Source organism: Alicyclobacillus sp. SO9, from assembly GCF_016406125.1.
GTDB lineage: Bacteria > Bacillota > Bacilli > Alicyclobacillales > Alicyclobacillaceae > SO9.
Genome location: NZ_CP066339.1, coordinates 4090917 through 4113404 on the forward strand (window position 1 = coordinate 4090917; position 22488 = coordinate 4113404).

The 22488-nt window shown below is 49.6% G+C and carries 26 protein-coding genes and 1 riboswitch; of the genes, 9 read left to right on the forward strand and 17 right to left on the reverse strand.

Annotated elements, in window-relative coordinates; all coding sequences use genetic code 11:
• Nucleotides 1-227 precede the first annotated feature (227 nt).
• Nucleotides 228-443 carry a hypothetical protein gene (locus GI364_RS19120; protein WP_198850799.1) on the forward strand — a complete coding sequence of 72 codons (216 nt, stop codon included), beginning with the start codon at nt 228-230 and terminating at the stop codon, nt 441-443.
• The gene (locus tag GI364_RS19125; RefSeq protein ID WP_198850800.1) at nt 440-655 is read left to right on the forward strand and encodes a hypothetical protein; all 216 of its coding nucleotides are present in this window, start codon (nt 440-442) and stop codon (nt 653-655) included. The genes GI364_RS19120 and GI364_RS19125 overlap by 4 nt, the downstream gene beginning before the upstream one ends.
• Before the next feature lie 96 nt (nt 656-751).
• Here GI364_RS19125 and thiE read toward each other — a convergent pair whose 3' ends face one another.
• The 5 genes from thiE to GI364_RS19150 all read right to left on the reverse strand — a co-directional run bounded on the left by thiE (nt 752) and on the right by GI364_RS19150 (nt 5139).
• Complete coding sequence (thiE, locus tag GI364_RS19130; protein WP_198850801.1) at nt 752-1387, reverse strand: thiamine phosphate synthase; 636 nt, start codon at nt 1385-1387, stop codon at nt 752-754.
• A gap of 6 nt (nt 1388-1393) precedes the next feature.
• On the reverse strand, nt 1394-2227 hold the full coding sequence (gene thiM, locus GI364_RS19135; RefSeq protein WP_198850802.1) for a hydroxyethylthiazole kinase: 834 nt from the start codon (nt 2225-2227) through the stop codon (nt 1394-1396).
• Entirely contained in the window at nt 2224-3153 is a 930-nt protein-coding gene (thiD, locus tag GI364_RS19140) for a bifunctional hydroxymethylpyrimidine kinase/phosphomethylpyrimidine kinase (protein WP_233095876.1), read from the reverse strand. The genes thiM and thiD overlap by 4 nt, the downstream gene beginning before the upstream one ends.
• 295 nt (nt 3154-3448) lie before the next feature.
• A complete protein-coding gene (cysK, locus tag GI364_RS19145) occupies nt 3449-4369 on the reverse strand; it encodes a cysteine synthase A (RefSeq protein WP_198850803.1) in 921 nt (306 codons plus the stop codon).
• Between the two features lie 218 nt (nt 4370-4587).
• Nucleotides 4588-5139 carry a helix-turn-helix domain-containing protein gene (locus GI364_RS19150; RefSeq protein ID WP_198850804.1) on the reverse strand — a complete coding sequence of 184 codons (552 nt, stop codon included), beginning with the start codon at nt 5137-5139 and terminating at the stop codon, nt 4588-4590.
• Between the two features lie 107 nt (nt 5140-5246).
• On the opposite strand from GI364_RS19150, the gene GI364_RS19155 reads away from it, so the two are divergent.
• Both GI364_RS19155 and GI364_RS19160 read left to right on the forward strand, forming a co-directional pair.
• Nucleotides 5247-5990, forward strand: a complete 744-nt coding sequence (locus GI364_RS19155; protein ID WP_198850805.1) for an AzlC family ABC transporter permease — start codon at nt 5247-5249, stop codon at nt 5988-5990.
• A complete protein-coding gene (locus GI364_RS19160; RefSeq protein WP_198850806.1) occupies nt 5971-6291 on the forward strand; it encodes an AzlD domain-containing protein in 321 nt (106 codons plus the stop codon). The genes GI364_RS19155 and GI364_RS19160 overlap by 20 nt, the downstream gene beginning before the upstream one ends.
• A 71-nt stretch (nt 6292-6362) precedes the next feature.
• Here the strand turns inward: GI364_RS19160 and argR are convergent, their stop codons facing one another.
• Nucleotides 6363-6818: an arginine repressor gene (argR, locus tag GI364_RS19165; protein WP_255524486.1), complete on the reverse strand. Its 456-nt coding sequence runs from the start codon at nt 6816-6818 to the stop codon at nt 6363-6365.
• Nucleotides 6819-6895: 77 nt separating this feature from the next.
• Complete coding sequence (gene lepB, locus GI364_RS19170) at nt 6896-7447, reverse strand: signal peptidase I (protein ID WP_198850807.1); 552 nt, start codon at nt 7445-7447, stop codon at nt 6896-6898.
• Nucleotides 7448-7620: 173 nt separating this feature from the next.
• Here lepB and GI364_RS19175 point away from each other — a divergent pair, with 173 nt between their 5' ends.
• Nucleotides 7621-8925: a DNA polymerase IV gene (locus GI364_RS19175; RefSeq protein ID WP_233095877.1), complete on the forward strand. Its 1305-nt coding sequence runs from the start codon at nt 7621-7623 to the stop codon at nt 8923-8925.
• 1 nt (nt 8926) lies between these two features.
• Here the strand turns inward: GI364_RS19175 and GI364_RS19180 are convergent, their stop codons facing one another.
• Nucleotides 8927-9220, reverse strand: a complete 294-nt coding sequence (locus GI364_RS19180) for a hypothetical protein (protein WP_198850808.1) — start codon at nt 9218-9220, stop codon at nt 8927-8929.
• Nucleotides 9221-9363: 143 nt separating this feature from the next.
• Here GI364_RS19180 and GI364_RS19185 point away from each other — a divergent pair, with 143 nt between their 5' ends.
• Entirely contained in the window at nt 9364-9621 is a 258-nt protein-coding gene (locus GI364_RS19185; protein ID WP_198850809.1) for a DUF3243 domain-containing protein, read from the forward strand.
• 86 nt (nt 9622-9707) lie between these two features.
• Here the strand turns inward: GI364_RS19185 and GI364_RS19190 are convergent, their stop codons facing one another.
• Both GI364_RS19190 and GI364_RS19195 read right to left on the reverse strand, forming a co-directional pair.
• Nucleotides 9708-10391, reverse strand: coding sequence for a metal-dependent hydrolase (locus tag GI364_RS19190; protein ID WP_198850810.1), 684 nt, complete (start codon nt 10389-10391; stop codon nt 9708-9710).
• 28 nt (nt 10392-10419) lie between these two features.
• On the reverse strand, nt 10420-10791 hold the full coding sequence (locus GI364_RS19195) for a YlbF/YmcA family competence regulator (protein WP_198850811.1): 372 nt from the start codon (nt 10789-10791) through the stop codon (nt 10420-10422).
• A gap of 226 nt (nt 10792-11017) precedes the next feature.
• On the opposite strand from GI364_RS19195, the gene GI364_RS19200 reads away from it, so the two are divergent.
• Nucleotides 11018-11389, forward strand: a complete 372-nt coding sequence (locus tag GI364_RS19200; RefSeq protein ID WP_370541869.1) for a globin domain-containing protein — start codon at nt 11018-11020, stop codon at nt 11387-11389.
• Between the two features lie 5 nt (nt 11390-11394).
• On the forward strand, nt 11395-11841 hold the full coding sequence (locus GI364_RS19205) for a helix-turn-helix domain-containing protein (RefSeq protein WP_233095879.1): 447 nt from the start codon (nt 11395-11397) through the stop codon (nt 11839-11841).
• Between the two features lie 56 nt (nt 11842-11897).
• Here the strand turns inward: GI364_RS19205 and queC are convergent, their stop codons facing one another.
• Nucleotides 11898-12614, reverse strand: coding sequence for a 7-cyano-7-deazaguanine synthase QueC (gene queC, locus GI364_RS19210; RefSeq protein ID WP_198850813.1), 717 nt, complete (start codon nt 12612-12614; stop codon nt 11898-11900).
• 645 nt (nt 12615-13259) lie between these two features.
• Between queC and ileS the strand changes: the two genes are divergently transcribed.
• Nucleotides 13260-16388 carry an isoleucine--tRNA ligase gene (ileS, locus tag GI364_RS19215; RefSeq protein WP_198850814.1) on the forward strand — a complete coding sequence of 1043 codons (3129 nt, stop codon included), beginning with the start codon at nt 13260-13262 and terminating at the stop codon, nt 16386-16388.
• A gap of 141 nt (nt 16389-16529) precedes the next feature.
• On the opposite strand, the gene GI364_RS19220 is transcribed toward ileS, so the two are convergent.
• The 6 genes from GI364_RS19220 to epsC all read right to left on the reverse strand — a co-directional run bounded on the left by GI364_RS19220 (nt 16530) and on the right by epsC (nt 22386).
• Entirely contained in the window at nt 16530-17147 is a 618-nt protein-coding gene (locus GI364_RS19220) for a TlpA family protein disulfide reductase (RefSeq protein ID WP_198850815.1), read from the reverse strand.
• A gap of 39 nt (nt 17148-17186) precedes the next feature.
• Nucleotides 17187-17651 (reverse strand): 6,7-dimethyl-8-ribityllumazine synthase, encoded by a 465-nt coding sequence (gene ribE / locus GI364_RS19225; RefSeq protein ID WP_198850816.1) that lies wholly within the window; start codon nt 17649-17651, stop codon nt 17187-17189.
• A gap of 103 nt (nt 17652-17754) precedes the next feature.
• On the reverse strand, nt 17755-18942 hold the full coding sequence (locus GI364_RS19230; RefSeq protein ID WP_198850817.1) for a bifunctional 3,4-dihydroxy-2-butanone-4-phosphate synthase/GTP cyclohydrolase II: 1188 nt from the start codon (nt 18940-18942) through the stop codon (nt 17755-17757).
• A gap of 36 nt (nt 18943-18978) precedes the next feature.
• Nucleotides 18979-19638 carry a riboflavin synthase gene (locus GI364_RS19235; protein WP_198850818.1) on the reverse strand — a complete coding sequence of 220 codons (660 nt, stop codon included), beginning with the start codon at nt 19636-19638 and terminating at the stop codon, nt 18979-18981.
• Nucleotides 19639-19753: 115 nt separating this feature from the next.
• Nucleotides 19754-20872, reverse strand: coding sequence for a bifunctional diaminohydroxyphosphoribosylaminopyrimidine deaminase/5-amino-6-(5-phosphoribosylamino)uracil reductase RibD (ribD, locus tag GI364_RS19240; RefSeq protein ID WP_233095880.1), 1119 nt, complete (start codon nt 20870-20872; stop codon nt 19754-19756).
• 163 nt (nt 20873-21035) lie between these two features.
• A riboswitch (FMN riboswitch) is annotated at nt 21036-21174 on the reverse strand.
• A 342-nt stretch (nt 21175-21516) separates the two neighbouring features.
• On the reverse strand, nt 21517-22386 hold the full coding sequence (gene epsC / locus GI364_RS19245; RefSeq protein WP_198850819.1) for a serine O-acetyltransferase EpsC: 870 nt from the start codon (nt 22384-22386) through the stop codon (nt 21517-21519).
• Between the last annotated feature and the right edge of the window lie 102 nt (nt 22387-22488).

Below are 22488 nucleotides of genomic sequence, written 5' to 3' on the forward strand. Positions count from 1 at the left end.
CTGGGGTACACCATCGAAATTTTTTCAGGGTACCCCGGCAGAAATGCGAGGTCCCGCAGCGGACATCGAGGAACAGCCGGGCTCTGAGCCATGACCACTGCACAAACAAAAATGCAGGGGGCTATGCTTCAAACCGTTTACGCTTTCCTCCTTTTGGTTATACCGATAAAAGACACGTAGTTACTAGACTTACGTAATCTAGAATGGTTGAAGGAGGACACAATGCTATGAAGCAGATTCCACTGACGATTGTTTTTGCAGCTCTGATCCTTATCTTTGCGCAGTGGCCCTCAATCCAAACATGGGCCGACATCACGAGTATGCATCACTATCTCGTTCATACACTCTATCTATTGTCCGGAGGAATCATCGGATGGCAGACCAGTCGTTGGAACGTCCGCACTGTGCGGCAGGCTGGCGAAGATGCGGGGGTGACGTCGTGAAGCGGCAGGCAGGCAAAGCTACGTTTTACGCCTATATTGGTGCGGTGTTGATTCTCGTAAGCTTCATCCCAGGACTGGCCACTTTTTTATCCCGGTCACTGTTACTGCACGCGCTGTGGCATTTCGCCATCTTTGCGGGAGCAGCACTGATGGTCTATGGTCTTGAATCCCTCCGCAGTTTGGCAAGGCGTTACCGCAGAATGACTTCCTGATTTCAACTCTGAGGCAAAACCGGATACGCGTAAAAGCGGCAAAACCTGGGCTGTGAGTTACCCGCAGGATTGCCGTTTTGCACGTTTACTGGAACTTTACGTTGATTGGACAGCTCCAATTAGCTTTCGAGTCGCGTTGGCGGGGTCTTTGGCACTCATCACCGCAGACACAACGGCGACCCCGCAAGCCCCAGCTTCAGTGACCATTCTGGCATTGTCTGCAGTAATGCCGCCAATCCCTACAACAGGGATTGATACTCTGCCTGCAATCTCTTTGAGCCCTTCAAGACCAGTGAAACCTGCGTCAGGTTTTGACCGAGTCGGATACACTGCGCCGACCCCCAAATAATCTGCTCCGTCGCGCTCGGCAGTCAGTGCCTGGGCCAAGGTTTCCGCGGACACTCCAATGATTTTCTCAGAACCGAGCATCCGCCGCGCATCTGCGCAAGAGACGTCATCTTGCCCAACGTGAACACCGTCAGCGTCTGTGAGCAGGGCTATGTCAACCCTGCCGTTAACCAAAAACAGCACTCCTGCCTTCCTGGTTACTTCCCTGATTTTGAGCCCCAACTGAACAAACGTCCGACCTAGTTCATTTTTTCTGCGAAGCTGAATCGCTGTAGCACCTCCGCGAATGGCTTGGTAGATGATTTCTACCAGTTCTTCTCCTCGCTGACGTTCATCCGTCACCGCATAGACCTGCAAGGCCTGGTTGAGTTCAGACGACTTCACACGTCATCACTCACTTTCAGTCACAGTCCGAACTTGAGATTTTTCTTCTAAAATCACGGGGTCCAGGCCATAAATCTGGTCAAACAACACCATTTGAAAGGTACCTGGACCGTTGGCGCCCAAAGCGGCCATCTCACCCGCCACATTGTAACAGGTCAGTGCTGCAACACAGGCTTCCGCATACCTTCTCAGAGGAGACCCTTGTTTCACCACAGCGACAAAGGATGCAATCAATCCGGTGGCAATACAACCCGACCCAGTAATCGCCCCCATGAGCGGGTGGCCGTTGCTCAATTCCCACATCGATTCTCCATCCGTTACATAGTCCACTTCTCCTGTGGCAACGACAATGCACTGCCGCTCTCTGGCATAAGATTGCATAGCATGTTGCAGCCCTGTACCGCCTCCCGCTGAGTCAACACCTTTAACCGCTCCTCCGGTACCAAGCAGTACACTTAGCTCGCCCCGGTTGCCGCGCAGGACGGATAGTTTCACATCGTGTATCAACGCTCGCGCCGTTTCAGTGCGATATGGAGTGGCGCCGACGCCGACGGGATCGAAGACAACAGGAACACCCATCTGATTGGCAGCTTGGCCAGCGAGCAGCATGGCTTCCACCACTTCTTCATTTAATGTTCCCATGTTTAACGCTACGGCCTTTGCAATCCGAGCCATGTCTGCGACTTCCTGCTTCGCATAAGCCATAACCGGAGACGCACCCATGGAAATTTCGGCGTTCGCCACAATATTTGTTACAACCCAGTTGGTAATGTTATGCACCAGGGGCTTTTCCAGCCGCACTTGTTGCAGCCATTTACCAAAGTCAATCGAAGCATTCATCCAATTACCTCCCAGTTCGACCGCTCGACATCTTTCAACAGATACCACTGCCCTGCAGTCAGTCCCCTCGCAAAAGAGGGCCTTACCGAATGGTCTGTTGGACCGTGCCCATGTCCGACAGACCATGTTGCCGCACCTAGAATCGCCTCGTAAATGAATTGCTTAGCCGTGCCAACGGCCTCATACAGATTTAAACCGGCTGCCAATCCGCCTGCAACGGCCGATGAGAAGGTACACCCCGTCCCATGAGTCTTTTGACTCTCAACGTGAGGTGTTACAAAGTATGTGAAGCGAGAACCGTCGAACAACACATCTATAGCAAACGCTTCTTTTTGTAACTCTTTTGGCAGAGTATCCCGGGTCCATGCGGCAGAAGCGTGACCCCCCTTGAGAATAACAGCTGACGCCCCAAGTCGCGACAGCACCGCAGCAGCTTTAGCGCACTCATCCCATGAGCGAATTGAGCTGCCTGTCAAATGTTCTGCCTCCGGTATATTCGGTGTAACAACTGCGGCTTGCGGAAACAGATGTTCTATAACGGCCGCCACGGCATCTTCCTTCAGCAGGCTTTCGCCCCCTTTTGCAACCATAACGGGATCGAGGACAACCGGTCCTTGGTAGACACTTGAGAGCCTCTGTGCTACAGCCGTTGTAACGGAAGCTGTTCCTAACATGCCAATTTTCACTGCATCGGCCCCAATGTCATTTAACACAGAATCTATTTGCTGCAAAACGAGGGTTTCATCAAGCACCTGCACCTGTTGAACACCGACCGTATTTTGCGCTGTTACGGCTGTCAGCGCAGATGCGCCGTAAATTTCAAATGCAGCAAAGGTTTTGAGGTCAGCCTGAATACCAGCCCCACCCCCGCTGTCAGACCCAGCAATGGTGAGTGCACGAGCAACACGCTGTTGCATCTGACGCATATCTATCCCTCTCCCTCACTGTCGTAACATGGCAGAGCCTGTCCTTGGTTGCTATTTTACAGCGTTCTCTCTTTTTCGGGGTTTCTCGATAAAAAAAAGAACCTGCCAATAGCAGGTTTGCGTTATGAAACGCCATTTGCGGTAACAGTGGTAAATCCCTTCCGGCATTTACACTAATGAGTATAACGTTTTGCATAACATGTGCCATCGGTCTCTGGACCGATCTTTTTTTAACAAGACTTTACGAACGTTAATTCATTTAACCCCTATTTTTCCCATCCGATCTTCCCCTGACTCAGGCAAAGAAATCGGATGACAGGTACCGTTCACCTGTGTCCGGAGCCAATGCCAACACCGTTGCCGAGGCGGGTAATTCGGCAGCTTTTTGGATAGCAAAATATACAGCAGACGCGCCCGATGGTCCCAGTAACAGTCCTTCTTCACGTGCCAATTTCCGACCCATTTCCTGTGCATCTGAATCCTTAATGTGGAGAATGTCGTCGTATATGCTCTGATTCAGGATATCCGGAACGAATCCTGGGCCCGTGCCGGGAATCTTGTGGGCTCCAGGTGCACCCCCAGCCAATACGGGCGAACCTGCAGGCTCAACGACGTAAATTTTCAAGTTCGGAATCTGCTGTCTCAGTGTTTCCCCTGTCCCCGTGACTGTTCCGCCGGTGCCCGCGGTAAGAACAAAAGCGTCAAGCCGGCCGTTAAAATCGCTTAAGATCTCTTGAGCTGTTGTCATGCGGTGTGCATCCGGATTGGCCGGGTTCTCAAACTGCATTGGAATAAAACTATGCTCAATTGTCTGTGACAACCGCTTTGCTTCGTCGATTGCCCCCTGCATGCGTTGAGAAGCAGGCGTCAGATGAACTTTGGCACCGTAGGCCGTTAATATCTTTACTCTCTCGGCTGTTGCATTATCTGGCATTGTAATGACACAAGGATAGCCTTTTGCAGCACAGACCATTGCCAGTCCAATGCCTGTGTTACCGCTGGTAGGCTCAATGATTGTCGTCCGTCCGGGCTCAATCTTTCCTTCTTCTTCCGCAACTCTTATCATATTTGCTGCGGCTCTGTCTTTCACACTGCCAGCCGGATTAAATCCTTCCAGTTTCACATAAACAGACGCTGCACGATGGTCCAAAACTCGGTTGAGTTTTACTATTGGGGTGCGGCCAATCAGGTCCAAGACCGAATTATATTTTGCCATACTATCACTCCGTTCTTGCTTATACTGTCCCTGACAAAGGCGTTGTTTCATCTTTGTCAGCTATTTCAGTGAGACCCAGTTGAATCGAGTCTCCGAGCCTCTAGTTATGTAAGGTTCTTCCTTAAGACTACTGCTTCCGAACGGGTCCATCAAGGGAACAGAGCCGTCAAGAGAACAGGTCCGGCAGTAGAGCCTTTCGTCACCTGCGTCAAATGCGGCTAGCGATAGATAATGGCCACGGTTGCCCAACAGGTAACATCAGTGCGGTTTTCATAGCTGTGCAGAATGTCTGCGCTGAAATTGAGTGTATCCCCAGGGTCGAGACTGTATTCTTCGCCGTCCACAATAACACTTAGTACCCCTTCAATGACTGTAACGGATTCAATTACGCCAGAAGCGTGAGCCTCTGCCCTCCGATTGCATCCGGGGAGTAATTCCACCCTAAACAGTTCAATCGGGACACCTTTCCCCGCATACGTACTATGCACCTGAAAGCGCTGATTGTCCTCATAAAACACTGTCTGCTCATGAGCTCGAATCACCTGAACCACAGTATCATCCGCCACGAAAGTCGTAAAAGGGATGTTTAATCCGGAGGCAATTTTCCACAGTGTAGCCACCGTCGGATTGGACACTCCCCGTTCAATTTGTCCCAGCATAGGTTTACTGACACCCGTCAGCTCGGAAAGCGCATCAAGACTCATATTGCGTTGTTGTCGTAATCTGCGCAAACGCTGCCCTAATCTGATTGTCAATTCATCACGTTCCACATTCCACCTCAATGCACGTATGTTATAATTGATTCACGTATGCTATAACATACAGAAGTAACGAAATGGTTTCTTCGTCCAAGCTTGCAAAGAAAGAGGGCTGTTGCATGTTACATCAACCTGACACCTCCACAAGCGTACCACAGCGTCTTCGCTGTGCAAACGAAGCAATGAGAGACGGGTTGCAGGCTGCAGCCAACACACTCCCTTTGGCAGTGAGTGTGTTCACCTATGGGATTGCTTACGGCGCGCTGGCCCATACGGCAAACCATCTATCCCTGTGGCAGACGTTATCGATGTCCATCTTTGTATTTGCTGGTGCTTCTCAATTTACAGTCTTGGCAATGCTACATCAGCACCTGGGTATGTGGGTCGTTGTCAGCGGTGCCTTTTTGCTAAACGCTCGGCAAATTTTATACGGTTTTTCCCTCGGACCCTTCCTGCGCGAGATTCCATCATGGAAGTTGGCAGGCTTGTCCCACGGCCTGACCGATGAAAGTTTCAGTGTAACAATGGTAGCGACCCAAAAACGTCCAATCAATGCCTGGTATTTGGGCGGAGCCGGAGGAACCATCTTCTTGTCATGGCTCATCAGTTCAGCTTTAGGATTTGCTGTGGGCGGGTTTATCGGAGATCCGCAGAAGTGGGGGCTTGACTTCGCTTACATTGGTGCCTTTCTCGGTCTACTGACAGCCCAGCTGCAAGCAAAGCGTCAGATTGCTGCTGCACTGCTGAGTGCGGTAACTGCAATTTTTGTGTATCAAGCTTACGGTACGACTGGGGCCGTCTGTGCTGGGGCAGTGCTGTCTTTTCTCATAGGAGTGAGTGCCCGTGACAAGTCTTCAGATTAACCTGACAATTGCAGCCGTAGCCCTCGCTACCTATCTGACACGGTTCCCGTCCGTGCTCATCGGCAGGCACTTGAAAGTGACTCCTCGGCTGAAACAGGGATTATACTATATTCCCATCGGAGTCTTTTCAGGAATGATAGCTCCAGCTCTTTATAACGGCATTTTTGCAGCAGGCGGAAACCACTTTGCTTTTGCTGCTGCATCCGTTCTAGCCATCTTCATCGCCATTCGTACCAAGAGTCCGCTCTGGGCCATGCTAACAGGTATGAGCGTACTTGCACTTCTGCGCTGGTGGATGTAGCGGACACTGCATATGGACGTGTCCGCTCGTTTCCCGAGAAGTTTGCCGTGAGTCTTCAGTTCGACCCCGAATTATACTTCTTCCTCATCCCGGGTCAACCAGTTTTCAAGCATTCGTGCTTCATCATCATTGGTACAAATCAAAAGCAGTGTATCGTCTCCGGCGATTGTCCCCAAAAGGCCTTGAACCTGTGTGTTGTCGAGCATAGCCCCAATGGAATGAGCGTTTCCTGGCATCACCTTGAGAATCAGTAAATTGTTAGCCCGAGCCAGTGAAACAAAAACATCCGTTAGTTTCCTCCGAAGTGTATCAAGGGTCACACTGGAAGAGACCATGGGAATTGCATACTTGTAGCGGCCATTACGTCCCACGACCTTGAGGAGCTGAAGTTCCTTAATGTCCCTGGAGATGGTCGCTTGAGTCACCGAAAATCCAGACATCTCCAGAAAGTGTATCAGTTCATCCTGCGTCTCAACATCGTGTTGACTTACTATTTCCTTAATGCGCATGTGCCGCTTTTCCTTCACCGATGTGCCTCCCTATCGTCTTTCTCTATTGGCAAACTCATGGCCTGTCCAAAACCTGAAAATGAAATTCAGGCAAATCACGAACCAATGGTATGCAGTTTGGACAGGGGCCAAATGACCATGTCAGCGCGCCCGATAATTGCCGATCGCGCTACGTATTTGTGTTTCCAAAAGCGACTGTCTTTCGATACATTTCGATTGTCTCCAAGCATAAAGTAGTGCCCTTTCGGCACATGATACGGACCATACGTTCCGTAGGTCACTACATCCAAATAAGGTTCGTAAAGTACCTTCCCATTTCGATATACATGTCCGTTCTTAATCATAATCGTGTCCCCAGGCATCCCAATGATACGTTTCACAAAAATTTCCTTGGGGTTGTCGGGAAAGTGAAAAATGACAACTTCACCTTCGTACGGGGCATGGAATTCTGTAGCCAAGTGGTCGTCTACAATGTAACACGGATTGGGGATTGTCGGACGCATTGAATCCGTCGGTACATATGCAACACCAATGACCCAGTGTGAAATGATTCCGGCAACTGCAGCACCAATGGCTACCGGCCAAACCCATTCCCAGATGCCACGCCATAACGAGACATTTCGACGTTGCCGCTTTGCCTTTGTCACTTCTTCACCTCATTTTGTTGGAGAAAGCGGAATTCCTGTGCTGCTCACCTTCCACAATAACGCATTCTCAGTATGCAGAATTTCTGCAGTAAATTCCAGTCCTTTGCTCTTGATATATTGTATCACTGAGAAAGGGCTGCTACGTGCTACAATACAAATTGGAGGCGATTGCAGTGATCATTGAAGGGAACAGTTCAAAAGAGTTGCCACGTCAGGTCCTGCATATCGATATGAACGCATTTTACTGCAGTTGTCACGCCGCTGAAAACCCAACAGCCTACAAGAACAGGCCGACAGCCGTGGCTGGCAGCCCGGAGACCCGACATGGAGTCGTGGTTACAGCTAGTTACGAAGCGAGACAGCTTGGGGTGTATACGACCATGACAGTTGCAGAAGCCCTGAGACAGTGTCCGCAGTTGGTGTTGATTCACCCAGACTTTGCATTGTACCGAAGGTATTCAAAGGCTGTCTTTGAAATTGTCAGGGAGTACACGCCATTGGTTGAGGTCTTTAGTATTGACGAATGTTTTGCAGACATTAGCGGAAGCTCACAGTTTGGCACACCGTTTCAAATTGCGCTTGAAATCCAGCAGCGTATTTCCGCCGAACTGGACCTCCCCTGTTCCATTGGCATGGCACCAAATAAATTTCTGGCGAAAATGGCCAGTGATATGAAGAAACCGTTGGGTCTCACTGAACTGTGGCAAGCAGATGTCCCGCATAAGCTATGGCCGCTTCCCATCGGAGACATGTTCGGAGTGGGTACGAGGTCTGCTGAAAAAATGCAAAGCCTCCATATACACACCATCGGCGACCTGGCACAGACAGACAAACAGCGGCTGTACGACTGGTTTGGAAAGCGAGGTCTCCAACTCTCCGCTAGGGCCAACGGTCAGGACGACTCACCAGTCAACCCTGACCCTGAACCTTTGAAGAGTGTCGGCCACTCCATCACACTTGCAGAGGATACCGCAACACTTGATGACTTGGAGAGAGTTTTGCTAAATTTGTCCGATCAAGTGGGACGCCGCTTACGACGCCACCAATTGACAGGGCGAACTGTGACACTCACCCTGCGCTTTGCAAATCGCCAAACGATTACGCGGGCAGACACCCGGTCGTCATTCACTGATTTGACTGAAGACATCTATGACAGTGCACATCAGCTGCTCCTTAAGCATTGGAATGGGCACAGAGCAATTCGTCTTGTCGGTGTGACCATCAGCTCACTTTCTTCGGAAACGGGCGCTGTGCCTATTGAACGGCAGACATCCCTCTTTACCAGCAGCGAACACACTGAAGCAGAGATGGAACGAATCCAAAAGCGGAGCCAACTCACTAAAATTACAGATAAGCTGCGGGACAAATATGGGGAGGACATCATTGTCAGGGGGAAAATGCTTGAGTCCCACGAAAGCAATCAACTGCGCAACCATCGTTCTCGCGGGACGTCATTGCAAAAGGACATTTTGGAGTAAGTCAACGAGAAACTGCTGATTTTTTTCCTGCGGAACCAGCACTAGAAGTGTCGTCCTTATCTGCATCCAGTTCTTCCAGCATCCTGCTGCGCTCTTTGTCAGCTCCAACGAAGAAATATACATTGGCCGCTATGGCCAACGCGCAGAACAGAATCCAGACGGCACTAAATGATCCAGCTAAGCCTGGTTTCAGTGCTGGAATTCGCGGGATTCCATAGGCCAACATGGCAATTAAAGCACAAATGTAAATAAAGGTATTGCGGCGGCTCGGTCTCATTCCGATTTTGCGTCTCATTGTACGCCCCTCCTGTGGGTTTGTCCTGACTGATACATATGGCACGCGGCAAACACTTATGAATAGTCCTCCCGCCAATGCGGCAAGAATAAACGGTGAGCCACAGAGCTCTGCAAGGTATATCCCAGGGAGGCGATTTAGAGATGAACGCACTGGAGAACTTTGAACGCTGGAAAGAATTTCTTGGCGATCAAGTAAATCGCGCGGAGAAGATGGGTATGTCCGACGACCAAATTGCTAGCGTCGCCGAAAAAATGGGCAGCTTCCTGTCTGACAAGGTTGACCCCAAAAATGCTCAGGAAAGACTCCTGAAGCAAATGTGGGACGCCAGCGACAAGGACGAGCGACACTCTATTGCAAAGATTATGATGCGAATGGCAGAAAACGAAGTTCAACACTAACAAAAAGTTTCCCTTTAATACGCAAAACAGGGAGGGCATGCCTCCCTGTTTTGTATATACGTTAGTTTTAACAGCTCCAGAGACCGCTACGCTTCTACAGATTCACCTGGCTTCAAGGCTGTTGCATCCAGTCCTTTGGCCTTGAGTTGATTGCAAAATCCTTCTCCGTCCTGCTTCACCAAATCAAATGTATTGTAGTGCATCGGAATTGTTTTCTTTGCACCAATCCATTCTGCGGCCAGCAGCGCGTCGTCAGGTCCCATTGTAAAGTTGTCTCCGATTGGCAAAGAAGCCACATCAATGTGACTGCGTTCTCCAATCAACTTCATATCGCCAAAGAGTCCCGTGTCTCCGGCGTGATAATAGGTTTTGTTGTCCATCGTAACAAGAAAACCGCACGGGTTACCAGCATATTCTATCCTGTCAGGGAGCTCAATGCCCGATCCGTGAAACGCCAGGGTCAATTTTACATGAGCGAAGTCAAACTGATGTCCGCCGCCTAAATGCATCGGATGAACGTTCAGCCCCTGCCGTCCAAAGTACATAGCCAACTCAAACGGCGCCACGATAAGAGCCTTATTCTTATTTGCGATAGTTTCCGTATCACCAACGTGATCGCCGTGACCGTGGGTTAATAAGATGGCATCAACTTTTACGTCTTCCGGCTTGATGTCGGCCAAGCTGTTGCCGGTCAAAAACGGGTCGATAATGAGTGAATGCCCATTACCCTCCACCGTAAAGCAAGCGTGTCCATGATATGTAACTTTCATTTTGGCAATGCTCCTTTCGTTTTGGGCCTTAGTCCAATTCTGCAGTATCCGTTTCTCCAGGGTGTGAAAAAACAAACTCATCCATGGTTTGCGACAGGATATCCTGAATATCCATCAACATTACGGTCAGTTGCCGCTCCGCTTCCAGGTAGACAGCGATGTCCGGGTTGCTCTGGACCATATTCCGAAGCTTATCAATTGACTCCCGCTCTGCCTCAGTCAATTCCTGTCCATCCACCAGCTTTGTCTGAAGTTCCCATTCACGATACCTGTACTCCTGCAACACAGCGAGAGTGGAGGAGTCTTGCTCAATCCGCTCCTTCGTGTCTTTAAGCCGACGAGCTACCTCGGATGATTGAATAGATTGCGCAAGTTCACGGGCCTTATCATATGGATTCACGGCTCTTCCTCCCATCTGTGAAAGTCAGGATTTTGGAAGTAAACAGGGATCCTCATCACATTGTGCACAATCTAAGTATAACTTAGTCACACACAATTTGCAGAATAGTCAACGGATTTCATTTGTCCCTAGAAGTTCTGGATTCTCACCAGGACAATCTCTATACTACTAATGAGTGAGACTCTCACTCATGGTAACGAAAGGAGGCAGCAGGTTGCAAACTCCCATCAACATTTACGAAGCAGCAGGCGGAGAAAATACCTTTCGCAGGCTCATCGAGCACTTTTACGGTTACGTAGCAGCTCATCCCGATTTGAGCCCGCTCTTTCCGGAAGATTTCAGCGAAATCAAAGCAAAACAATACGCCTTTTTGACGCAGTTCTTTGGCGGACCGCCCCTTTATTTGCAGGAGTACGGTCAGCCGATGATGCGTGCGCGTCACCTTCGGTTCCCGGTCACCCCAAAACGGGCGAAAGCCTGGTTGAGTTGCATGTCAAGGGCCATGGACGATGTTGGTCTGGAAGGACAGATCCGGCAGTTTATGTTTCAACGTCTCAATCTGACCGCAAACCATATGGTGAATACGGAGGAGGAATAGTCGCCGTGTCTGTGGGACAGCGAATCGTGTCACTCCGCAAAAAACAGAGCATGACGCAAGCCTCTCTGGCAAAGGCTGCAAAGTTAAGTGCGAGCGCCATAGCCATGTACGAAACTGACAGACGAACGCCTGATGCCAGCTCGATTGCTAAGCTTGCTGCGGCTTTGGGTGTGTCGGCAGAGGCATTGTCAGAACCTCAGGTTTCCATTGCTGCCTCTCCTGTTGAGACGACTGCCGAACAACCGAGCCATACAGTTGAAAGAAATGCTGAGCCAAATCTGCTGCCGGACGGAACTACGCAGTTGACTCTGACACTGGACGAAGCCCGGGTCATTCTGTTCTTGAGAATGACTCCTGAAGCCATGCACTTCATTCAAACATACATTACTTCTGGAAATCAGCGCCGCTCGCAACTAGAGAAAGCTTGGCGCCTGATAAATGAATTTCAATAATTGGCTTCATCATGCAGCATCACCGTTGCTGAGAATAACGAAGGCCCTTATCTCTGCTAGTGCTTCTTGTATAAAACGGGATCGGTGTACCCTGCTTCTGCAAAACCCTTCAGCCGCAGCCGACAACTGTCACACTCCCCACACGCTTCTTCTTCACCAAGATAACAGGATGTTGTCAAGTGATAGGGTACTTCAAGCTCCATGCCTTTTTTAATAATTTCAGCTTTGGTCCAATGCAAGAGCGGTGTTTCGACGGCAATCGGATGGCCTTCAACGCCTGCTTTCGTGCCAACACGCAAGGCCTCCTGTACTGCATGAATAAATTCCGGTCTGCAGTCCGGATAACCGCTGTAGTCCAGGGCATTAACACCCATAAAGATGGCTGTCGCCCCAATCACTTCGGCATAAGAAGCGGCCATGGACAAAAACATGAAGTTTCTACCAGGTACGTAGGTGACAGGGATGTCTTCTCCTACCCCCGTTGTCGGTACGGTCAAGTCCATATCGGTCAACGCACTGCCGCCAATCTGTTTTAGAAAATCCAGTTTGACCACGCGGTGATCCGCAGCCTGGTAATGCTCAGCCACTTGTTTCGCTTTTTGCAGTTCAATCTGATGGCGTTGCCCGTAGTTAAAAGTCAGGGCATGAACTTCATATCCTTGTGTTTTCGCAATTCCCATGCAGGTAGTGCTGTCTAGACCTCCGCTTAAAATCACAACAGCTTTCGGTTTCAAAAGGCTTTCCCTCCTTGAAGTGTTCCTGCAATGTTCCATAAGAGCTCCATAAGTGTTCCTTGAATCTGCGCGCAAGCGGCTTTGCGTCACAGTGATTTTACACTGCAGTATTGGAAGACAACTTCGTTGTGTGATAAAATACGCCTTACTAAAAGAACGTTGTAAAACTTACGGGACGAACACGACAGGTCTCATCGTATGTTGTGTTCAGCCCGAAGTCAATTTTGTTTAACTAAACTGTGTTTGACATCATCTTGCCTCATATCAAAGCCAAGGACAAGGACAAGTAGTCTCGGTTGAGGTCTTCTTATCAGAGAGCAGGCGTTGGTGGAAATCCTGCGGCCAACAGAGTATGAACATCACCTTGTGGGCAACTGTCGAAGGGCAAAGCGGTTTCGTTGCCTGAGTAGGCAGTCTCGGTTCTCTTCCGTTATAGAGAGACAAGCGAAGTATTTCGGTGGCTGGGACAATTGCATTCGCCATGTGCCTGCAGCGAAATACGCGTTTGACTAATGGACGCCGTGCACAGTACTTTCAACCTCGGCGTAAGTTGGGTGGTACAGCGGGATTCTCCTCGCCCCTTCGCAGGGCGGGGTTTTTTATTTTCTCAGCTTCAAAGTGTACAGTTACAGCACACCGAAAAAATGGAACACTTCATTTCAAACTACAGAGGATGGTGCAGGGATGGTTCGCAAGGTAGACGCCAAAGAATCAGCAGCCGCCAGAGAGGCGCGTGTACTCGAGTTCTGGAAAGAACACAACGTATTCGAACAAAGTGAATTAATTCGGAGAGGAAATCAGGAATTCGTTTTTTATGAGGGCCCGCCCACAGCAAACGGAAAACCGCACCCAGGTCATGTCCTTACCCGCGTCATGAAAGACGTCTATCCGCGGTATAAGACCATGAAAGGCTATCACGTAATGCGTAAGGCTGGATGGGATACCCACGGTCTCCCCGTCGAGATTGAAGTGGAAAAGAAGCATGGAATCAGCGGCAAGAAACAAATTCAGGAATTTGGTGTTGAACGCTTCATTAAAGAATGCAGAGAGAGTGTTTTTACGTATGAAGCCACATGGCGCAAGCTTTCCGAGCGGCTGGGCTACTGGGTGGACATGGATAACCCCTACATGACCCTTACGGACGACTACATTGAATCTGTCTGGAACTTATTGCAGCAGGTGCATGAAAAGGACTTGCTATACAAAGGGCACCGTGTCAGCCCATACTGTCCCCACTGTGAGACGACACTTTCGAGTCACGAAGTTGCCCAGGGTTACAAGGACGTAAAAGACTTGTCTGTGACAGCGAAATTCTTACTGAAAGAACAAGTGGAAGGGCGACCCACGTATATTCTTGCATGGACGACAACACCGTGGACGCTTCCAAGTAACGTGGCGCTTGCCGTGAACCCTGACTTACGCTACGTACTGATTCACTCCAAGGAGCATAACGAGAATTACTGGGTGGCTGACGGGCTGAAGGAGAACTTTCTCTCTGAAGGCGACGAGGTGATTGCGTCGGAGCGAGGAACCGAGTTGGCTGATCTCGCTTACTATCCACTTTTTGACTATGTTACCGAAGGCAAACGCCATGTGGTTGTTACCTCAATGCATGCTACAGACGAATCCGGTACAGGCATTGTTCACATGGCTCCGGCTCACGGTGAAGAGGATTACCGCGTATGCCGTGAACATGACGTCACTTTTGTCAATTTCGTTGACTTAACAGGACATTTCACCTCCAAAGTTCCAGATTTCGCCGGCGGATTTGTAAAAGATGAGCAAGTGAATGTGGAGATTGTTAAAAACCTCGCAAAGCGAAACCTTGTTTACAACAAGCACAAACACGAGCACTCGTACCCTCATTGTTGGCGTTGTGATACACCTCTGGTTTACTACGCTATCGACAGTTGGTTCATTCGTACAACCGAAGTAAAAGACCTGATGTTGGAAAATTCCAATGAAGTCAATTGGATGCCCGGTCACATCCGCGAAGGACGAATGGGCAACTTCCTCGAAAACCTGGTTGACTGGAATCTCTCTCGCAGCCGCTACTGGGGCACGCCCCTCCCCATCTGGGTTTGTGATACGTGCGGACATACCCACTGCATCGGTTCGAAGCAGGAACTGCAAGGGAAAGCAGGCAAGCTGCCGCCGGAACTCCATAAGCCGTATATCGATGATATCACGTGGCCGTGCGATTGCGGCGGCACAATGACGAGGGTTCCCGAGGTGATTGACGTCTGGTTTGACTCTGGGAGTATGCCTTTTGCACAATTGCACTACCCATTTGAAAACAAGGAAGCCTTCAAGGAACTGTATCCGGCAAACTACATTTGTGAGGCCATTGATCAGACTCGCGGGTGGTTCTACAGCCTGCTGGCTATCTCAACTCTGGTCAAGGGACGAGCGCCCTATCGAAACGTACTGGTATTAGGACACGTCGTGGATGAAAGCGGAAAGAAGATGTCCAAGTCCAAGGGCAATGTGATTGACCCGTTCGAAGCCTTTGACATGCACGGTGCAGACGCTCTGCGGTTTTACTTTCTGTCCAATACACAGCCTTGGAATTCACAACGGTTCTATCACAAAGCTGTAGCTGAAAGTAAGGCGAAGTTTGTCGACATCCTGCAAAACGTTCACGCGTTCTATGCTCTGTATGCCGACATTGACAAGTTTGACCCCACAGCCCACAAGATTCCGGTCGAAGATCGGCCCTTATTGGACAGATGGGTACTCGCGCGTCTGCATCATACCATCCAGCAAGTTGACGAAGCGATGGACAAATATGACGCGACTTTTGCCGCACGGACCATTCAAAGCTTGGTCACTGACGTTTCGACATGGTATGTGCGCCGCAATCGCGACAGGTTTTGGGCACAGGGCATGGAAACGAACAAAGCAGCCGCATATTTGACGTTGTATGAGGTGCTTGGAAGCCTCTCTCTGCTGATTGCGCCCTTAACACCGTTTTTGGCTGAAGAACTATACCAAAATGTGGTTCGTCCTACCAAACAAGATGCCCGCGAGAGCGTACACCTTGAGGATTTTCCTGAAGCAAACAAAGCGCTGATTGACCAAAACCTGCTCGATGAAATGGATGAAGTCATGTACGTTGTGGAAACGGCCCGTCATCTCCGCAACGACAGCAAAATCAAGACACGGCAGCCATTATCAGTCCTCTACGTCGACCAAGCCAAACAGCCGATTTTGGAGAAATTCAGCGAAACCCTTGAGGAAGAACTGAATGTAAAGTCGGTTGAATTTACAGGTTTACAAGCCATTGCTAAACCCGAACTCTACCTCAACTTGAAGGAAGTTGGGAAGGCGTACGGAAAGCTGGTCCCAACCATCAATCAAGCTGCAAAGGAAGCTTCTGCAGAGCAAATTGCGACGTTTGCAGAAACCGGGAAGGTTGAATTGGCGGGAAATACAGTCACGGATGAGCAAGCGCAAATCCGATATCAGCCAGCGTTTGCAGGGTTAATTGATGTAGGGCGCCGCGGTTTCGTCGGACTCAATACTGAATTGACTGAGGAACTCGTTGAAGAAGGATTCGTTCGAGAAATCATTTCAAAGATGCAAATGATGCGAAAAGAGGTCGACTACAGCGTCACACAGCGCGTGCAATTTGGCGCGATGGGGGATGAGACCGTGATGGAGATTTTGAAAAAGTACCGGGATAAAATTGCCGAAACAGTCTTAATCGACACCTTGCATTTTGCGGATGAGACAGCAGCAGATATGGCTGGCGAGCTTACAAAAGACTGGGATGTAAATGGAAAGTTTTTAAGGCTGACCGTCAAAGGTTGATGCTGATTCCCACACACAAGGCATTGTGAGACAGGCAATCAATTCAGATAGAAATGCAAGCCCGGAGTACATGCGTTTACCGTCCCTCAAGACAGTTTACCGTACTCCGGGCTTTTCGCTCTTTCACATTTAAAAAAAGTGCTATTGCGCCCGCTGTGCCTTTGCCAATGCTTCTTTCCATATTTTCAAAGTATGTTCCCCGTACAACATTCTTAACTGAGTTCCATCAGAGTAAACCAGTGTTGGGAATCCCTTTGGTACGTCTTTCTTGCCCAAGCTTAATCCATAGTCAATTTGAAATGCCGTTCCCAGCCCTAACACCTTTTCCTCCTGCGTCTCAAGCTTTTTAGCCTCCGCAAGGGTGGTGCCACTCGCAAATCCCATACTGACAACGATTGGCCGCACCGGAAGCTGACTGAGATTTTTCTTTAGCAATACGAGTGTTCTTTGACAATGCGGACACCAGTACGCGGTAAAGAGAATTGGTTGTTTGTTGGCATTCAGGAAAACCGTCTTCCCTTGGGGAGTCTCGACTTTCACATTGCTAAATACTCCAGCGTTAACGGAGTACGGGTTGTAGCGATTTATTTTTCTGCCTATCTCCATCTTCAATTTGTTTTGAAAGGGTGGATTCCCAGCTGCATCCGCAGCAGGAGCCGTCTTGTTAGCTGCAGAGTTCACATGCGAACCGCAGCCAACCAAACTCAGACTACCGACGAATACGGCAGTCAATCCAGCCCACTTCACCCGATTCTTCACGTCACTCGCCCCCGCTCCCAAGTCCTAACCAAGTGCAGTTCAGTCAAACTGCACAGACAAATTTGCCATCTCAATGGCTGACATGGCTGCTTCAAAGCCTTTGTTCCCCGCTTTCGTACCGGCACGTTCTATCGCTTGCTCTATCGTGTCTGTGGTGAGGACTCCGAACAGTATGGGGACACCTGATGTCAAAGATAAATTGGCAACACCCTTGGCGACCTCACTTGCCACAAAGTCAAAATGGGGCGTAGCGCCGCGAATCACACAACCTAGAGCAATCACAGCCTGATATCTGCCGCTGTCAGCCATCTTCTTTACAGCAAACGGAATTTCAAAAGCACCTGGTACCCAGGCCAAGTCTACATCATCCTCAGCCACACCGTGTCTTCTCAATGCATCAAAGGCGCCTGATACCAACTTCGCAGTAATAAACTCATTAAAGCGACCTGCTGCAATACCGACTTTAAGTCCTTGTCCAACTAAATTTCCTTCAAATGTACTCATCTGCACACTCTCCTTAAACCATCTAGCCGTAGACAGCACGGCTGCCTTCTTAGCAAGTCATGTACTTTGCTCCCCGACATATCCTGTTAGGCCGACACATTCCTCAGCGGAGCAAATGTCCCAGTTTTTCCCGTTTTGTATCTAGATAGCGCTCATTATGGGGGTTGCTCTGCACTTCGAGTGGAACGCGTTCCACCACTTCCAAACCATGCCCGTATATCCCGCTGACCTTACGCGGATTGTTTGTCAATAATCGCATTTTCCGAACACCCAGGTCATGCAAAATCTGCGCACCAATTCCATAGTCGCGCAAGTCGTCAGGAAAGCCAAGGCGATGATTGGCTTCAACCGTGTCTGCTCCCTCGTCCTGCAGTGCATACGCTTTGATTTTGTTTAACAGACCAATCCCTCTTCCCTCCTGTCGAAGGTACAGGAGGACACCCTTTCCCGCTTCGTTTATCTGGCGCAAGGCTGCGTCCAACTGAGGTCCGCAATCACAGCGCAACGAGCCAAATGCGTCTCCTGTTAGACATTCGGAATGCACTCTGACGAGTGTGGGTTTGTCGTCTAACTCTCCTTTGACCAATGCAATGTGCTCTTTGTCATCTAGTTTGTTGGAATAGACCACAGCCCTAAAATCTCCGTACTCCGTGGGCAATGAGGCACTGGCCTCCCGCACAACGAGTTTCTCTGATTGTTTGCGGTAAGCAATGAGATCGGCAATGGTGATAATTTTCAATTCGTGTTCTTTTGCAAATGTTTCAAGCTCTGGGAGACGTGCCATTGTTCCGTCTTCATTCAAGACTTCGCAAATGACTCCAACTGGAGAAAACCCGGAAAGTCGCGCCAAATCCACAGCAGCCTCTGTATGCCCTGCACGGCGAAGCACACCGCCTGGCTTAGCAACAAGTGGAAAGACGTGACCCGGCTTCCGAAAGTTGTTTGGGCCGCTTTCAGTGTTGAGAATAGCAGCAATTGTTTCAGCCCTTTCAAAAGCTGAGATCCCGGTTTTTGTACTAGCTTCATCGACTGATACTGTGAAAGCCGTGCCATAGGAGTCTGTATTGTGTTCAACCATAGACGCGAAACCGAGTTTCTCTGCCGTATCTGAGGTCACAGGTACACATAAGAGTCCGCGTGCGTGTGTAATCATGAAATTGACCACAGCAGCATCAGCAAATTCCCCCAATGCTACCAAATCTCCTTCATTTTCACGGTCTTCGTCATCCACAACAATAATCATCTTTCCTTGCCTCAGGTCTTCCAACGCATCAGCAATACTACTCAACATGACGTTCCCTCTTTTCCTTTTGAGCCATCTTTTCTATTAAGCAAAACCAGTTCTCCTCAATAAGTCCATATCAATGTCCAATCCCGATTGAGGTCCGTCACCGCTCTGGGAGACACCCAGCAGTTTCTCAACATATTTAGCCAGGACATCGCATTCCAAATTGAAAACATCTCCCGGAGCCGCACTCAAGAGAGTCGTAGCTGTTCCGGTATGAGGAATCACGGATATTCGAAAACTCTTGTCTGTCGTATCCATCACTGTAAGACTGACACCATCAACGCAAATGGACCCTTTGTTTGCAATGTAGGCCATTACACTGTGCTCGGTTTCAATGGTTAAAACCTTTGCAATGCCCTCATCGTCCCGTCTGATTAAGGTTCCAGTTCCGTCAACGTGGCCTGAGACAATGTGCCCACCTAAGCGGTCACTTAGCTTCAACGCTCGTTCTAAATTTACACGGCTGCCTGAGCGTAATCGTCCCAAGTTGGTTTTACGCATTGTTTCCGGAACCGCATCCACGAGAAAACTGTTTGCGTCAAAAGCCACAACGGTCAGACAAACACCATTTATGGCAATACTGTCCCCAATTTTAACGTCTGTTAGGACTGTCTTGGCGCGCAGACGCAGATGCGCACTGTGTTCCTCAGACACAACCCGTTCTACCGTTGCCACTTCTTCCACCAACCCTGTAAACACGACCCTTCACCCCCTGTCTCGTCCCGCTGTTCAGAGTCCTGACCGTCAACTCAGTCTGTCTCCATGGGTCCGGCACTTGTGTAAATTAACAGAACTAGATGAAACGAAACGGAACTCACACGTCGTCATATTTGAGCGTTCCCCGCAAACACAAGTCTGGTCCAATCTGTTCCCAAGTCACATTTTGCACAGAGACAGCGTCCGTCATTAGGGTCGGGCCAAGTCCAGCCAACACGGGAATTCCTCCGCCAAGAATTTTTGGAGCGACAAAATACACGAGTTCATCAATCAACTGCTGCCGCAGCAGTTGCGATACAATTGTCGCTCCCCCTTCCACCAACAGCTCATTAATTCCTCGTGCTGACAGTTCAGTCAACGCCTCCTGCAAGGGAACATGACCCTCAGGAGTAGACGGCAGAGCAACCACTTTCACATTTCCCGGGTTTACCTCTTCCAGCGCGTGAGTACGATGAGGACTGGCCCGCTCCGTAGTGTAGAACAGTGTCTGCCCTGGTTCCTGCAACACTTTGGCTGACACGGGTGTACGCAATGTGGAGTCAAAGACAACGCGTAACGGCTGTCTTTGCTGACTGTTCCCAAACCGGTCAGTCAGCTGAGGATTGTCTGTAATGATGGTCTGAACACCCACCGCAATAGCAGGGATACGCCGCCGCAGGGCGTGGACGGCGTGCCTTGCTTCCGGTCCTGTCACATAGCGGCTGTCTCCAGTCTCCGCCGCAATATATCCATCCAAAGTCGCGGCAGCCTTCCAGACGATGAGAGGTCTGTCTTTCCTTATCCAGCAAAAGAATGCACTGTTAAGAGCCCTCGCCTCTGCTTCAAGAACTCCGACTTCAACCTCAATACCAGCGTTACGCAGTCTTTGAATACCTGCACCGGATACCTCTGGATTCGGGTCCTGTACCGCAATGATAACCCGCTCAACATTTGCTTCCACCAAGGCATTTGCACAAGGAGGCGTCTTGCCGTAGTGGCTGCAAGGTTCCAGCGTGACATACACTGTGGATCCAACTGCTTTATCGCCAGCCATGTTTAGTGCATTAATTTCCGCATGGGGACCCCCTGCGTATAGATGGGCTCCAACTCCTACAATTCGTCCGTCTCTCACGATGACGGCGCCTACCAGTGGATTGGGCGTCGTTTGACCGCGGGCTGACTCGGCCAACCGAAGTGCAATTTTCATGTAGTGTTCATCCACTGTGCTTTCCAGCAATTTAAAAAGCCCCCTGAACAACGATTCCAGGGGGGCATACTTCGAACACTGTATCTAATCCTGAACGCAGAAAGAATGCAAGCCAACAAGCTTCTGAGCCTAGACTGACGCGCTTGTAGCCACACACATTCAATCTAACAGGCGCAACTCGCCTGTCGTCAACGTTCTCCTTCTACTATCCGGACTATACCGTCGGTACTGGACTCTCACCAGTTCCTGCCTTGCGGCTCGTGGACTTCGCATCTGCGTCACCACCGATCGGGAATTGGCACACCGTGCCTCACCCTGCCCCGAAGGAATCGTATGCGGTTTTACAGAAAAACCTCTGCTATTCCGATAATAGTTCACTCTGAAATACAAATCAAGAGAAGCGATGTCGCGACAGACCTGCATGCTGCACTGTCTTTGCGAACTAAACCAGCTACACATTCGTATGCATTCTGATCTCAGTCAACAAAAAAATTGGCACAGCCTCTAACGAGGATGTGCCGTCTAGGGGAAAAGGGTTAACCTGACTATAGCATTATGCATTCAATGAAACATCAAACTTTTGTCCCGAAGCAAGTCAGACCTTTGTCCATTCTTGACCTGTATATGGTATGGTTTCACCCAATATTTTCGGTGTATTTTTTAGAAGACAGCGCTTAGCTGCCCTTTTTGGTACGAATAATGCTTTCCGTCTGATACAGCACCTTGGAATGCGGCGGGATACTCGACGTCACCCACGCATTACTTCCAATTACGCTGTGATGGCCAACCACTGTATCGCCGCCGAGAACGGTCGCATGTGCATAGAGCACGACACCTTCTTCAATGGTGGGATGCCGTTTTGCACTTCGAAGCATAAACCCTTTTTCGTCGCGAGGAAAGTATAACGCTCCAATCGTGACTCCCTGGTATATTCGTACATGGTTCCCCACCACAGCGGTTTCTCCAATCACGATGCCGGTACCGTGATCAATCATGATTTTCCGCCCAATCTTTGCCCCAGGATGAATATCTATTCCCGTCACGCGATGAGCGTATTCTGCCATCATGCGCGGTAACAGTGGAATGTTCAACTCGAACAGGATGTGAGCCATGCGGTAGATTCCCAGCGCCATAATCCCCGGGTAGGTCAGCAAAATTTCATCGTAACTCGCCGCAGCAGGGTCGCCGTTAAAAGTCTCATCCACGTCTTCGTATAAGCGTTCCTGCAGTTCAGGAAAGCGTTCAACGACTGCATCTGCCATTTGGTGCGCAACGACCAGAGACTCTGCGCCTTCTGCCACTTGATCGATGCAGCGCTGGAACATCGCACGGTGTATCTGGGCGGTCAGTATATCGTATATCCGTTCCAAGCAGGTCTCAACGGTATCGCCCTCTGCAGGCGGGTAATACGTCGGCAGAATAACATGTCTCATATAATGATGCAGACGCTGAATCTCGTGCGGTTCAGGGTGACAGGTACAACCCTCAAACCAAAGATTGCAGGATTTCTGCAGTTTCGAGGCTATTGTCTCACGATCCACCATTTCACACTCCTTCTCCTTGCACTAAACATAGTATAGTCACTTTTAGCATGTATGTGCAAAGGACAGATATTACTAAACGGTGACCATATCTTTTCGCTATTC